Source organism: Aquimarina pacifica, assembly GCF_000520955.1.
GTDB classification, from domain to species: Bacteria; Bacteroidota; Bacteroidia; order Flavobacteriales; family Flavobacteriaceae; genus Aquimarina; species Aquimarina pacifica.
Window position 1 is genome coordinate 1 of sequence record NZ_JACC01000058.1, and the last position, 13,147, is coordinate 13,147.

At 32.5% G+C, this 13,147-nt stretch carries 13 protein-coding genes and 1 tRNA gene; 7 read left to right on the plus strand and 7 right to left on the minus strand.

The annotated features are described in order from the left end of the window. Nucleotides 1-77 precede the first annotated feature (77 nt). The 6 genes from DZ60_RS0120565 to DZ60_RS0120590 all read left to right on the plus strand — a co-directional run bounded on the left by DZ60_RS0120565 (nt 78) and on the right by DZ60_RS0120590 (nt 4,188). Nucleotides 78-2,039 carry an OmpA family protein gene (locus tag DZ60_RS0120565; RefSeq protein WP_025743907.1) on the plus strand — a complete coding sequence of 654 codons (1,962 nt, stop codon included), beginning with the start codon at nt 78-80 and terminating at the stop codon, nt 2,037-2,039. Nucleotides 2,040-2,310: 271 nt separating this feature from the next. Continuing rightward, a complete protein-coding gene (idi, locus tag DZ60_RS0120570) occupies nt 2,311-2,829 on the plus strand; it encodes an isopentenyl-diphosphate Delta-isomerase (RefSeq protein WP_025743908.1) in 519 nt (172 codons plus the stop codon). Then, nucleotides 2,826-3,236, plus strand: coding sequence for a 6-pyruvoyl trahydropterin synthase family protein (locus DZ60_RS0120575; RefSeq protein ID WP_025743909.1), 411 nt, complete (start codon nt 2,826-2,828; stop codon nt 3,234-3,236). The genes idi and DZ60_RS0120575 overlap by 4 nt, the downstream gene beginning before the upstream one ends. Then, nucleotides 3,236-3,697 (plus strand): peroxiredoxin, encoded by a 462-nt coding sequence (locus DZ60_RS0120580; protein WP_025743910.1) that lies wholly within the window; start codon nt 3,236-3,238, stop codon nt 3,695-3,697. Before DZ60_RS0120575 ends, DZ60_RS0120580 begins: the two co-directional genes overlap by 1 nt. A 90-nt stretch (nt 3,698-3,787) precedes the next feature. Further along, on the plus strand, nt 3,788-4,054 hold the full coding sequence (locus tag DZ60_RS0120585) for a hypothetical protein (protein ID WP_025743911.1): 267 nt from the start codon (nt 3,788-3,790) through the stop codon (nt 4,052-4,054). Nucleotides 4,055-4,114: 60 nt separating this feature from the next. Further along, nucleotides 4,115-4,188 (plus strand) — tRNA-Thr (locus DZ60_RS0120590). Between the two features lie 184 nt (nt 4,189-4,372). Here DZ60_RS0120590 and DZ60_RS0120595 read toward each other — a convergent pair. The 6 genes from DZ60_RS0120595 to DZ60_RS0120620 all read right to left on the minus strand — a co-directional run bounded on the left by DZ60_RS0120595 (nt 4,373) and on the right by DZ60_RS0120620 (nt 11,022). Further along, nucleotides 4,373-4,804: a hypothetical protein gene (locus DZ60_RS0120595; RefSeq protein WP_025743912.1), complete on the minus strand. Its 432-nt coding sequence runs from the start codon at nt 4,802-4,804 to the stop codon at nt 4,373-4,375. 310 nt (nt 4,805-5,114) lie between these two features. Continuing rightward, nucleotides 5,115-5,849: a DUF4369 domain-containing protein gene (locus tag DZ60_RS0120600; protein WP_025743913.1), complete on the minus strand. Its 735-nt coding sequence runs from the start codon at nt 5,847-5,849 to the stop codon at nt 5,115-5,117. A gap of 58 nt (nt 5,850-5,907) precedes the next feature. Next, complete coding sequence (locus tag DZ60_RS0120605) at nt 5,908-7,212, minus strand: DUF819 family protein (RefSeq protein WP_025743914.1); 1,305 nt, start codon at nt 7,210-7,212, stop codon at nt 5,908-5,910. 125 nt (nt 7,213-7,337) lie between these two features. Continuing rightward, the gene (locus tag DZ60_RS0120610) at nt 7,338-9,242 is read right to left on the minus strand and encodes a M61 family metallopeptidase (protein ID WP_152537491.1); all 1,905 of its coding nucleotides are present in this window, start codon (nt 9,240-9,242) and stop codon (nt 7,338-7,340) included. Nucleotides 9,243-9,244: 2 nt separating this feature from the next. Next, a complete protein-coding gene (locus DZ60_RS0120615; protein ID WP_025743916.1) occupies nt 9,245-10,051 on the minus strand; it encodes an HAD family hydrolase in 807 nt (268 codons plus the stop codon). Nucleotides 10,052-10,092: 41 nt separating this feature from the next. Then, nucleotides 10,093-11,022 (minus strand): alpha/beta hydrolase, encoded by a 930-nt coding sequence (locus DZ60_RS0120620; RefSeq protein ID WP_025743917.1) that lies wholly within the window; start codon nt 11,020-11,022, stop codon nt 10,093-10,095. 174 nt (nt 11,023-11,196) lie between these two features. Here DZ60_RS0120620 and DZ60_RS0120625 point away from each other — a divergent pair, with 174 nt between their 5' ends. Further along, the gene (locus tag DZ60_RS0120625) at nt 11,197-11,979 is read left to right on the plus strand and encodes a S1/P1 nuclease (RefSeq protein ID WP_025743918.1); all 783 of its coding nucleotides are present in this window, start codon (nt 11,197-11,199) and stop codon (nt 11,977-11,979) included. 2 nt (nt 11,980-11,981) lie between these two features. Here DZ60_RS0120625 and DZ60_RS0120630 read toward each other — a convergent pair whose 3' ends face one another. Further along, entirely contained in the window at nt 11,982-12,842 is an 861-nt protein-coding gene (locus DZ60_RS0120630) for a helix-turn-helix domain-containing protein (RefSeq protein ID WP_161634450.1), read from the minus strand. Nucleotides 12,843-13,147: the final 305 nt, after the last annotated feature.

Below are 13,147 nucleotides of genomic sequence, written 5' to 3' on the forward strand. Positions count from 1 at the left end.
TTTAAAAAATACAATCGAATGTTAACCCCGCGTTTCTTCTAATTAGATTTTAAGAATTAAATAATAACCAATTAAACATGAAACTAAATCTACATAAGTCTTTACCGATTTTTATATTGTTTTTTTTGTGGAATAGTATTGTTTTTTGTCAAGAAAAAAAAATACAAAAAGCCCAAAGTCAATATGATAGATATCAGTATATCGACGCACAAAACACATACCTTAAAGTAATTAAAAAGGGGTATAAAGATGCAGATCTCCTGAAAAGTCTTGCAAATAGCTATTATTTTAATAGTCAGTTTGATGAAGCTTTACCTTGGTATAAGGAATTAATTGATTCATATACAAGCGAAGTAGAACCCGAATATTATTTTAGATATGCGCAAACTCTTAAAGCTTCTGAACAGTATGATGAGGCATCAAAATATATGCAAAAGTTCACGGAACTTAATGCCGATGATCAACGTGCAAAATTATTGATAGAAGAACCTGATTATTTAGAACGCATAGATTTTCAATCTGGGAGATTCGAAATAAAAAATTCTTCTATTAGTTCATACGCAACAGATTTTGGTGCTGCTTTTTTAGGTAAATCTATTGTGTTTGCTTCATCTAGGGACACATTGATATTTAATAAAAATGTACATCAATGGAATGATGAGTCTTTTTTGGATTTATTTCAAGCCAATTATGATTCTGCAAATGGAGAACTTACTGAGGTAAAGAAATTGGGGAAAACATTGAATACTAAGTTTCATGAATCTACTCCAGTATATACCAAAGATGGACAAACAGTATACTTTACAAGAAATAATTTTGATAAGAAAAAGTTAGGAAGAGATCAAAAGGGAACGAATAAGCTCAAAATATACCGTTCTTATAAAAATGCGCAAGGAGGTTGGACTACACCACAAAGTCTACCATTCAATAGTGATGAATTTTCGGTTGCTCATCCTGGATTAAGTCCTGATGAGAATACATTGTATTTTTCTTCAGATATGCCTGGTGGCGCAGGAATGTCAGATTTGTATAAAGTAACTATTAATACTGATGGTAGTTTTGGAGAGCCTGTTAATTTGGGAGATAGAATTAATACCGGAGGAAAAGAAACGTTTCCTTTTATAAGTACAGCTAATGAATTGTATTTTTCTTCTGATGGTCATGCAGGTTTAGGAGGACTTGATGTATTTGTAACCCATCTAGATCCTCAATCTAAAGAAGAAAGTTTAGTGGTAAATGTCGGAAAGCCTATTAATGGACCAAAAGATGATTTCGCTTTTATTATTGATGACGTATCTAAAAGAGGGTATTTTTCTTCTAATCGTGAGGGGGGAAAAGGAAGCGATGATATTTATAGTTTTTTAGAAACAGAAGAACTCAAAAGTTTCTGTGAGATTACAATTGCTGGATTAATCACTGATAAAGATACCAATGAGCTACTTCCAGGGACAAAAGTATCCATACTGGATAGTGGTAATAATTTGATTCAAACATTTGTTGTAGGTGATGATGCTACATATTCTCAATTGGTAAAATGTGATTCTCAATATTTTGTAAGAGCAGAAAAAGAAGCATACACAACGTTGGAAAATTTGGTTAATACAGGATCAGAAACACAAACAATGGATACTCCTATGGCTCTTGAGAAAAAGATTAAATCTGCTGACATAGGTGATGACCTTGCAAAGGTGTTAGCATTAAAACGTATTTACTTTGATTTTGATGCCTCTTATATACGTTCTGATGCCTCTATAGAACTTGCTAAGGTAATTGAAGTGATGAACGAGTATCCGCAAATGAAAATAGAAGTAAGGTCACATACCGATAGTCATGGTAGTGAGAAGTATAATTTATATTTATCCGAGAAAAGAGCAAAAGCTACGGTTCAATATATGATTGCTAAAAATATCTCTGCAGATCGTCTAACCGGAAAAGGTTTTGGAGAACAACAACCTATTAATGATTGTGGTGATGGATCAAATTGTTCTAAAGATGAGTATCAGCAAAATAGACGAAGCGAATTCATTATTATAAAGTAGGAAAAGAGATTTAAAAATAATTGCCCCAGAATAAAGCACCCTTTGTATAAAATTTTATATTGGGTGCTTTTTTGATAGTATATACTTCGAATTTAATTTGTATTCTATAATTAGCACAGACTGTTTTTCCTTTTTTTTGGTCAATTCGTAATATAACATTGATTACACTTTATAAATGAAAAGAGTAAGTTTTTGAGTGTTTTGAAGCACAGAATTTCATGATAAATTGGTATTACTCGTATGTTTTTGTAGTTTTGGAATAATTAAAATTATGGAAGAAGAAAAAGTTATTTTAGTTGATGAAAATAATGAGCAAATAGGATTAATGCCTAAGCTCGAAGCTCATCAAAAAGCAGTTTTACATAGGGCTTTTTCGGTATTTGTTTTAAATACTAAAAAAGAACTTATGTTACAGCAAAGGGCACATCAAAAGTATCATTCACCAGGTTTATGGACTAATACCTGTTGTAGTCACCAACGTGATGGAGAAAGCAATATTGAAGCAGGTACCAGAAGACTACAAGAAGAAATGGGGTTTACTACACCATTAAGGGATTCTGTATCCTTTATTTATAAAGCACCGTTCGATAATGGTCTTACTGAGCATGAATATGATCACGTACTACTAGGAGAGTACGAAGAAGATCCTGTCATAAATCCTGATGAAGTTGCAGATTGGAAATGGATGCCAATAGAAGCAGTGAAAGAAGACATTCTCGAACATCCAGAAATCTATACAGAATGGTTTAAGATCATTTTTGAAAAATTTTATTCACATATAACGTTATGAGAATCAAAGCTTGCAGAAAAGCACATTTTAATGCTGCACATCGATTATACAAAAAAGATTGGAGTGACGAAAAAAACCGTGAGATATTCGGAAAATGTAGTAACCCAAGGTATCATGGACATAATTATGAACTCATTGTAGCTGTTATTGGCGAAGTAGATCCAGAAACTGGATATTTGATGGATCTCAAGATTCTAAAAGACCATATAAAAAGTGAAGTTGAGGAGTATATGGATCATAAAAATCTAAATGAAGAGGTAGAAGAATTTAAGGATACCAATCCGACTGTAGAGAATATAGCTATTGTAATATGGAATAGATTAAGAAAAAAAATATCGGCAATATATGATCTCGAAATTACCCTCTATGAGACCCCTCGTAATTTTGTAATATATACAGGAGAATAATGGGATTGGATGTAGGTGATAAAGTACCTGTTTTTTCTGCTATAAGTGATACAGGAGAAACATTTAATAGCCAAGAGGTAATAGGGAAGAAGCCAGTGGTGGTTTATTTTTATCCAAAAAACTTTACTCCTGGTTGTACCAAAGAGGCCTGCGGTTTTAGAGATAGTTATGCAGATTTTCAGCATCTCGGAGCAGAGGTTATAGGAATTAGCTTAGATGGGGCTAAGTCTCATACAAGATTTAAGAATAAGTACTCGCTTCCGTTTCTTTTTTTATCCGATCCAAAAGGAGGGTTAAGAAAAATTTTCGGTGTTAAACCAGGGTTATTAGGATTGTTACCGGGCAGAGAAACTTTTGTGATAGATGCAGATGGAATTGTACAATTAAAGTTTAATAGTATGAATGCATCAAGTCATATTCGTATGGCAATCGCAAAAATGAAAGAAATAATTGGTGAGTAACATATGTTAGAATAATAATGTGGTAGATAAAATAAAAGAAGTGACTACTTCTTAATTGAAAAGAGTAATTTTGTAAAAAATAAATTTGATATGGCAAACAAGAGAGACCTTAAAAAGGATATTAATTATGTTTTAGGAGATATTATAGAAGAAGTATATCTATGGGAGTTGCAAAATCCTGAAAAGGATAATAAACCTGGTGAGGCTATTATCGATGAGGCTATTACTTCATTTGATGCATTTATGGAAAGAGTGAATGATCGTAAAATAGAGAATGCATCAAAGCATTTCAAGGTACTTCGCGAAGATTTAGAAAAAACAGCTAAAGCTTTAGTTGAAAAAGTAAATGCTTTATAATTTTTTTTCAAAAAATAGTTGCAAAAACAATTGTACGGATTATATTTGCAATCGTTTTTTGCCGATGTAGCTCAGCTGGCTAGAGCAGCTGATTTGTAATCAGCAGGTCGTGGGTTCGAGTCCCTCCATCGGCTCATTAAAAAAGTCTTAACTTCAAGTTAGGACTTTTTTTATATTATCGTTTGGAGACCCGGTCTTTTTCTTCCGTTTTCATCTTGTTCGCTTATGGCTAAAAATTCATATAATAGGTAAAACATGGATATGCTGTGAACTATAATCAGCGTCTAACATGATTTATGTATTACATTGTTTATATATTTATTTTGTCTTAATCCACAGCTCTTGAAAACCCTCTATTTTACTCGTTAAAATGAATTCGTTTTCATTTAGAACTTCAATGGTAAAAGGATCTATGTCATTAAAATATTCATCATTCCATTCACTCCACTTTTCTGGACATGCATCTTTTCTACGAGTTAAATTTTGATAAAAAACTATCTCATTGTGAGATAGTGTCCATTTGAATTTTAGTTCTGATTGAGAACACCCTTCAAAAAAAGATTTTTGATATCCCTTACCATTTTTCTTGAGTTTAACTTCCCAATTGAGACCGTCAGGCTTTGGATAAGCTTCAACCCGATATGTGCCATTTACTTTTTTTAGTATGGGATTAGGATCATCGAAATTTAAATTAGCTAATGCAATAAAAATGAAAATAATAAACTTATAAAATCGATTTTTCTTTTTCATATAAGCAAGATGTGTTTTGAAAATTAATAGTTCTACTAGTGAGCCACAATATTTAATATATGTAGCATAGTTTATTAAAACGTTACCCTAATTTTTGATTTTTTCTTGCTATAGTTGCTAACTTTTCTTGAAAGCAAGCATTATCCAATCATAAACTGGTCTTACCAGCAGGTATGCAAGAATATTAGCTATAATCTATTTAGGATATCTCTACTTGGCTTTAGAAACGTTTTGTTCACAATAATTGCTTTGCCAATTTAAATCCTAATCTTTGATTATTTTTAGAATGAGACATAATAAAGATGGATACCTACTCCTTTTTGTTTGTTATTAGTTCAGCATCTTTAGCTTTTCGATCTTTGATATATTTGATTAATTGCTTACCGTACATCGATTTTTTTACTCTTGGACTTAAAGATTCTGCAACTGTATCGAGAAGTTTTAAATTAGCGTCGTATACTTCATTAAGGGTGATGTATGGAGCGACTTCTAATTTTTTGTTGAAAATCGCGAAGTTAATTGTATAGAGATATTTTTGCCTTACAAGTTTTTTATAGGCTTTATCATTCTCCATAAGTTTTTCTTCATCATTTTGTTTGTTTGCCTCATAATCTTCTTTAATAAGGCGTAAATTTCTTTCATTAAAGCGCTTCAGCACCTTTTTATACTCCATGTACTGAGTTTGATTCTTGCCGCCTATAATTTTGATGTCATCCTGAAAGTCAATAATAGAGGTTGTGATATTAATTTCTCCTGGTTCAGCAAAGAAATCAATACGATCATTGTATTGAGTACCATCATTTTTATCAAGATATAGATAATGAATTTCTGGCTCTTCGATTTGAGAAGTGAGTAAAAATTCAGAATTACCATCTATCTTTACTGAGTCAATATTGACCAGCATCGTATCTTTAATTTTTTGTAGATAAATAGTTCCTTTTTTTAATCCTTTGATATTCCCAGTAATTGTTACATTTCCTTTTTTGGGAGTGCTGCAGTTTGTGAGGATAACGGCCATAAATGCCAGGATAGAAAAATACTTCATGTACTTATTTTTGTTTTTAATAGTAATATACAAAGATGCTATAATTTGTATTGAAATACTAACTTCCGGATGCGATTTGCATTAATATAGTGCATAAGATAGCTCCGTAGGTTCCTACTACATAACCAAAGACTGCCAGAAGTACCCCAACGGTTGCCAGAGATGGGTGAAAAGCTGCTGCAACTACTGGTGCAGAGGCAGCTCCACCAACATTAGCTTGGCTACCCACTGCAAGAAAGAAATAGGGAGCCTTTATTAATTTAGCAACACCAATAAGTAATAGTGCGTGTATACTCATCCATACAAGACCAATAACTATCAAACCAGGGTTTTTAAAAATTTCTTTGATATCCATTTTCATACCAATTGTAGCTACAAGTATGTAAATAAAAATACTTCCTAATTTACTTGCGCCGGCACCTTCATATTGCTTAACCTTGGTATAGGACAATAAAATACCAATAGAAGTAGCAATGGTAACCATCCAAAAGAATTTAGAGGTAAATGAGGATAGTGCAGAGCTTTTATCGTTAAAAACCTCAAAATTATCAGCTAATAGTCGTGAAATTCCGCCAGCTCCCCAATGTGCGATCCCAACAGCTCCGAAGGCAATAGATAGCATAATCATATAATCTGTTAATGAAGGGTTTCTGACGATGCTTGCCGCATAATTAGAAACCTTTTCTTTTAGAGATTCTATGGCACTAGTATCAGATTGTAACCATCGATCTATTTTATCGCTTTTTCCAATTCCTATTAAAAGTAGCGCCATCCAGATATTTGCGACTACAACATCAACAAGTACCATACCTGTATATTTATCTGGGTTATATTGATAGATTTCTAGCATTGCTGCCTGATTAGCACCACCACCAATCCAACTTCCGGCAAGAGTAGATAAACCTCTCCAGATAGCATCTGGACCTGCTCCGCCCACTGTTTCTGGAGAAAAGCTAGATATTAGTAAAATAGCTATAGGACCGCCTATGATAATACCGATAGTCCCCGTTAAAAAGATAATTAAGGCTTTGGGGCCAAGATTAAAAATACTTTTGAGATCTATACTCAAGGTCATTAAAACGAGTGACGCTGGTAGAAGAAATCTACTGGCAATATAGTATACACTAGAAGATTTTTCTATCAAGTTGCCATCCTGATCCAATTCTTTCCATTCTGGGGCTATAATCCCCATAGAATTAAATAATGCAGGTAATAAGTAACATAATAATATGGCTGGGACATAGGTGTAGAATTTTTTCCAGAAGCTCGTTTTTAAAGATGAGGTGTAAAAAACAACTCCAAGACAAATAAGTAATAAACCAAAAACAATTGTATCATCAGTAAAAAAAGGAATGGTTTCCATAATGTTTTTTTAATTAAAGTGAGTGTGTGTAATGTGCAAAATACACTTAATTTGACTAAAAAAAGGTGTTTAATTAGAAGTTGTTGACTGAAATAGATATGTTGATTGAGTTATGTATCTTATAATTATTCATTGATCCAGCTTTCTAATAATGATTTTTGAAATGCAGATGCATTGGGGTCTTGTTTAAGAATTATTTTTTCTACTGTAGGTTTGATTACTGTAGACCGAAGCTTTTTAATTTGATCATTTCGTTTGATATTAAAAACAACTTCATCACCAATTCTCCATTTATTAGAATCACCAAAAAGATGGTAGATATTTTTGATGTTGTATTTTTTCTTATTAATACTGATCAATACATCTCCTTGAATGATCCCTAAGTCTTTTAGGAAATTATTAAAAGGGATATCCGAAGAAAAAGTGACTTCTTGCGATGCTTCGATCCCCTTAACAAAGGGTTGTTGTTCGAAAATAAAATAGGAAGAGGGGATGTTTTTTATTCCGTATTTAACTCCAACTTTTTTTAAGTAGAATGCGTAATCAATTGGTGTGCCTTCTACAACATGTTTTTGTAAAAAAGACCTGATCTCTGGATAAGATACTTTTTCTATTGCCTGAAGAAGTTGTTTGTCTTCAAAGGGCACATGAACTCCAAACGTAGTAGATAAACTTTTGATCAAGTCTAGAATTCCTTTTTGTCCACGACTTTTTTCTCGCATGAGAATGTCTATACACATAGAGATCAAAGCTCCTTTTTCATATACATTTCGATAGTTCTTTTTATAAGGTTCAAATAATATGTTTTTACTCATAGTAGTAAATGACATGGTATCATCAAATTGTTGAGAAGCGTTTATTTTACCAATAATTCGCTCGAAGAATTCTTCTTTTGATATCAAACCTTGGGTAATCTGAAATAGTATCGAAAAATATTCTGTTGTACCCTCATATAGCCAAAGGTGTTCAGACATTTTGGGTGCATTATAATCAAAATAATGGATCTCTTTAGAATGAAGAGTCAATGGGGTGACTATATGAAAAAACTCATGTGAAACAACATCAGTCAGGGTTTTTATCAGTTTTTGTCGAGATAATGATTCTGGTAAAACTACCACGGTAGATGTATTATGCTCTAAAGCTCCGAAGCCCTTAGCATCATCAGATTTTGACGAAGAAAGGTAAAGTATAATGCTATATTTTTTTGTGGCATCACTGCTACCTAGAAAATTCTTTTGTGCTCTCATCATCCGTTCCATATCACTCATTATTTTTGATGACTTGTGTAATGGGTTATTAGAATAGATACTCAAAAGTACTTCGATGCCATTAATAGAAAAAGTAACTTTATTTGGTCTTGAATACATTATTGGGTGATCAACGACATCCGCATATCGATTAAAAACAAAATGATCTATTTCGTATTCTGTGGTGTTAATAAGGTGTTCAAAATGGGTTTTCTCTTTAGCTGTAGAAGCTTCTAATATGGAAGGATGCTTTATAAATAGTCGGTATTCATTTTCCTGCATTCCATCAAAATATCCTATAAAAGCATATAGATTTAAAATGAAATTTTTGTCCTTGAGTATATTAGAGCCTGTAGGTGAAAAAATAGTGTGTTCTTCTTCAGAATCAAAAGTGTCATTTACCCAATAGGTTATTTTTTGTAATTTTCGCGGATTGCCTATTCTCCATTGGTTTTTGCCTTTTCTCTCAACACTCAGAAGATTTCCATCAAGGTCGAAAGCTTTAAAATCATCAATATATTGTCCGTAATCATTATTTTGATAAGTACCAGGTACAATTTTGGGCATAAAATAGACCAAAGTATCCAAGTCAATGGGATTTAATAGTATTTCTACGTTTACCTTATCATCAACAACGTTAACAATATCTATAGAAGCAGTAATAGGAGTAGTAATGTTTTTTTGTGAAATAGTACTAACAACGGGTGCTTTACAACTGCTTACTAGATTGAATAGAGTTATTGTAATTAAGAGTTTTATTATACTTGTAATCGTTCTATACACAGTTATCCTATATTTTTTTTAATATATTCTGCCACACCATCTTCTTTTCCTGATGCTGTAATTGTATCGGCAATCTGTAATACTTCTGGTTTGGCATTCGCAACGGCAACACCCATCCCAACAGCTTTGAGCATAGCAATATCATTATAATTATCACCAAATGCAACAGCATCAGAGATAGGGATTTCAAAATGTGTAGAAATCAAAATTTCGATAGCTGTTAATTTAGAAATTGCTTTATGTGCGATTTCGAGGTATGTAGGTTTTGAGCGGTATAGGTGTAAGTCTTGATTATAATTATCTTCCAAAAAAGAAACAATTTGATCGATATCTGTTTCTTCGCCCATGCACATAATTTTATGAGCACCTTTATTTTGAGTATTCCATTCTTTGATTACTTCTTGAATTGGTTTTATAGTAGGGGTTACTTTGGTGTTGTTTTCTTCTCGTTTGGCCCAGAAGTCCATTTCTGGAACATACCATTCATCTTCGTAATACAAACTAATATGTACCTTTTGATCTTTGTTAAACGTACTCAGACTTTCTATGATATTGGGTTCAATATACGTAGAGTGAACAGGTTTTTGATTGATCAAAATAAGACCTCCGTTATAGCATATTATCGGCTGATCTTGTATTTCTAATTCTTCCTGCAGATGAATCATTGCAGCGGGCATTCTCGAAGAAATCAATATAACGGGAACAGTGTCTTTGATCCTTTTGATTTCTGAAATAGTAGCTTCTGATAAGTTTCTTTCGGGATTTAGTAAGGTTCCGTCAATATCAGAGAATACAATGCGATGTGGCATTAATTTTTTAGATTATATTAATAACTAACTGGCTATTGCTATCATTGCTGCTGAACAAAGTTAACAATACTTGTAATAACCTGTGGCATTATTTTACGCCAAGATTCATTATAGGACTTATGATTTTCTAAACGATTTCCTTTTATTTCTTTTAGAATATGGTTCATATTCTCAATAATAACATATTCTGCATCGGGAGCTACCTCCTTTAATTTTTCTGCTTGAGACAATTCTACCTGTATGTCTTTATCCCCATGTATGATCATTATTGGGATTTCTAATTTAGAAAGTTCTTCTGCGGGATCATATTTCATCCAAGATCTCATAAAGGGCTGTAGGTTATACCCAAAAATAGAGGCTAGTGCAGGGTCATATCCCGTAGCTCTACCAACTTCTTTTAATTGTTTAAATGCAGCAGAAGCACTTTTATCAAGACCAGGAGCTTGTTTTGCAATTTGATCAACAATAACTTTATCTATTACCATTCCGTTTCCGGCAATAGAAATAAAGCCATCAGCAGTTTCTTGAGCAGCAACCATTCCTACCAAAGATCCCTGACCGTGACCTGCAATAACTATCTTGGTGTAGTTTCCATTTTTCTTGAAGTAATCAATAGTCGATCTTGCATCTTGTATAAAATGATCAAAAGAAATTTCACTCTCTCTAATTCCTAACCCATCTATTTTGAAAAGTCTTTTATCAAATGAAAAAGTAGCAATGCCTAATCTTGCCAACTCAAAGGATAGCTTTTTAAACGTATCATTTTTTGACATACGATCATTACCATCTCTGTTAATAGCACCAGAATCCATTATAAAAATTACAAGTGGACTTGAGGCATCAGAATAAGGAGTAACCAATGTACCTTCGATAAACTTATTAACCTTGACTGTTGTCGTATTGTACTCTTTTTCTTGAGCTACGCATATTATACTCAATAGAAGAAAGAAAAGACAGAGTTTATTTTTCATAGCCACACAAATATTTGTCATAGAAGTGGTTCAAGTTTTAACGAATTACTAACATACCCTTTTTTATCTTTGCTTCAAAATATTACATCCTTAAAAGGTCATTAGATATGGTTTTTTAGTAGTTTCTAATGGAATATTTAAGAAATAATTTTTAAAATTAATACGATTGTTATTATGAAAACGAGATATATCTGTTTTTTAACTATGGTTTTATGTACAACGTCTTTTTTATTTGCTGCAGATGATTGGGGGAAAACAGGTCATAGAGTCACAGGGGAGATTGCAAGTGAATATTTGTCAAAACAAACAAAAGATCGCATTGCTGAAATTCTTAACGGACAAAGTCTGGCTCTAGTGTCAACCTTTGCAGACGATATCAAGAGTGATGACCGATATAGATCATATAGTCCTTGGCATTATGTAAATTTTTCTTTTGATAAAAAGTATGGAGAAGAAGCTCCTAGTGAGAAAGGGGATCTTGTTCAGGCGATTGAAAAATGTATAACTGTGCTTAAGGATGAAAAAGCGTCTAATGAAGATGCTGCTTTTTATCTTAAGTTGTTGGTTCATTTTGTAGGTGATCTTCACCAACCACTGCATGTTGGGCGATCAGAAGACAAGGGTGGAAATGATATTCAGGTTCGTTGGTTTAATGATGGCACAAATTTACATAGAGTTTGGGATAGTGATATGATTGATTATTATGCAATGAGTTATACAGAAATTGCTAGTAATGCAGATGCGTTGTCAACTCAAGAATTGCAAGCCTTACAGGAAGGGACACTTATTGATTGGATTCATGAATCCCAAAATTTGGCCAAGAAAGTATATGAATCAGCTGGGGTAGGAGAAAAATTAGGATATAAATATATGTATCATAACTTTCCTACTGTTAGAACACAATTACAGAAGGGAGGGATTCGTCTCGCAAAAATATTAAATGAAATTTTTGGATAAAATTACTCGCTAAAAGCTAGTTCTTTTCGATATTGTTTTGGTGACATCGAAAAATGTTTTTTAAAAGTTTTGGTAAGATGGCTTTCATCGGTGTATCCAAGCTGGTAGGCAATTTCTGCAATAGTAAATTCACTATGCTGCAGTCTGTACTCGACCAATTTCATTTTATATTTGGTGACATATTGATGTATAGATTCTCCTGTTTTTCTCTTAAAATAGGTGCTAATCGAACTTTGAGACATGTTAAATTTATTAGACAAGAAACTTATTTTTGTAAGATCGTTATCATAAACATGTTGTCTAATATGACTAAGAATTAGATCGATTTTGGCACTATTAACAGGAACATTTTTTTGATTAGAATTATACTTTTCAGATATATTACGAACTATAATGCTAAGTGCTGTGCTTATAGCGTTCGAAATTATTTCTTGATAGTATACTTTTTCACTTTTGAATTCTTCTAATACCAGATTATGAATATCCCAAATAATACTACGGTCGGCTTCATGACATATTACATCTCCCGGAATGATATTGGGGTGATGTAACAATTGCTCAATACGTTGTAGCCAGAATTTTCTATCGGGAAGATTAATTTTACTAGAAAAGAGTAACTCAGTAAACTTAAAGTAAGTAAAACTCGATCTTTTTTCAATTTCAAAATGATGCGTATCTTCTGGAGCCAACAAAAAAATATCATTTTCTTTGTACGGAAACCTTACATTATTAATGGTGTGATATCCAAATCCCTTTTCAACAAAAATTATTTCAAAATAATTATGGTCGCTGGGTTGGATTTCCCATTCATCAACAACATATTTATGTACTATAAAAGTTTCATGTAAGGTATACCGATTCATAAACATTTGCATATTTTTAACATTTTAAAGTTACAAAAATAAAATCAATAAACATGAATAATTTTATACAAGTATTTTTGGGTAAACCGTGTTAATTGTATTGATAATTAGTGAGTTGTATTAGTTTTATTCGACTGGTATACAAAATAATACGGGGAAAATTAAGAAAATTAAGATGATGTTGATAACAAGAATTTAACATCAATTCTACATGAAAACCATAGTTATTTTAAGTAATATCAATAGAATTTTTAGACAAATAACACGCTTATGAGAAGGTTTCTATATAAAATAATAAGTGTGTA

Bases quoted from the DNA above. Each gene is read 5' to 3' on its own strand.
- DZ60_RS0120565 (WP_025743907.1), top strand. From the start codon at position 78: ATGAAACTAAATCTACATAAGTCTTTACCGATTTTTATATTGTTTTTT.
- idi (WP_025743908.1), top strand. From the start codon at position 2,311: ATGGAAGAAGAAAAAGTTATTTTAGTTGATGAAAATAATGAGCAAATA.
- DZ60_RS0120575 (WP_025743909.1), top strand. From the start codon at position 2,826: ATGAGAATCAAAGCTTGCAGAAAAGCACATTTTAATGCTGCACATCGA.
- DZ60_RS0120580 (WP_025743910.1), top strand. From the start codon at position 3,236: ATGGGATTGGATGTAGGTGATAAAGTACCTGTTTTTTCTGCTATAAGT.
- DZ60_RS0120585 (WP_025743911.1), top strand. From the start codon at position 3,788: ATGGCAAACAAGAGAGACCTTAAAAAGGATATTAATTATGTTTTAGGA.
- DZ60_RS0120595 (WP_025743912.1), bottom strand. From the start codon at position 4,804: ATGAAAAAGAAAAATCGATTTTATAAGTTTATTATTTTCATTTTTATT.
- DZ60_RS0120600 (WP_025743913.1), bottom strand. From the start codon at position 5,849: ATGAAGTATTTTTCTATCCTGGCATTTATGGCCGTTATCCTCACAAAC.
- DZ60_RS0120605 (WP_025743914.1), bottom strand. From the start codon at position 7,212: ATGGAAACCATTCCTTTTTTTACTGATGATACAATTGTTTTTGGTTTA.
- DZ60_RS0120615 (WP_025743916.1), bottom strand. From the start codon at position 10,051: ATGCCACATCGCATTGTATTCTCTGATATTGACGGAACCTTACTAAAT.
- DZ60_RS0120620 (WP_025743917.1), bottom strand. From the start codon at position 11,022: ATGAAAAATAAACTCTGTCTTTTCTTTCTTCTATTGAGTATAATATGC.
- DZ60_RS0120625 (WP_025743918.1), top strand. From the start codon at position 11,197: ATGAAAACGAGATATATCTGTTTTTTAACTATGGTTTTATGTACAACG.
- DZ60_RS0120630 (WP_161634450.1), bottom strand. From the start codon at position 12,842: ATGAATCGGTATACCTTACATGAAACTTTTATAGTACATAAATATGTT.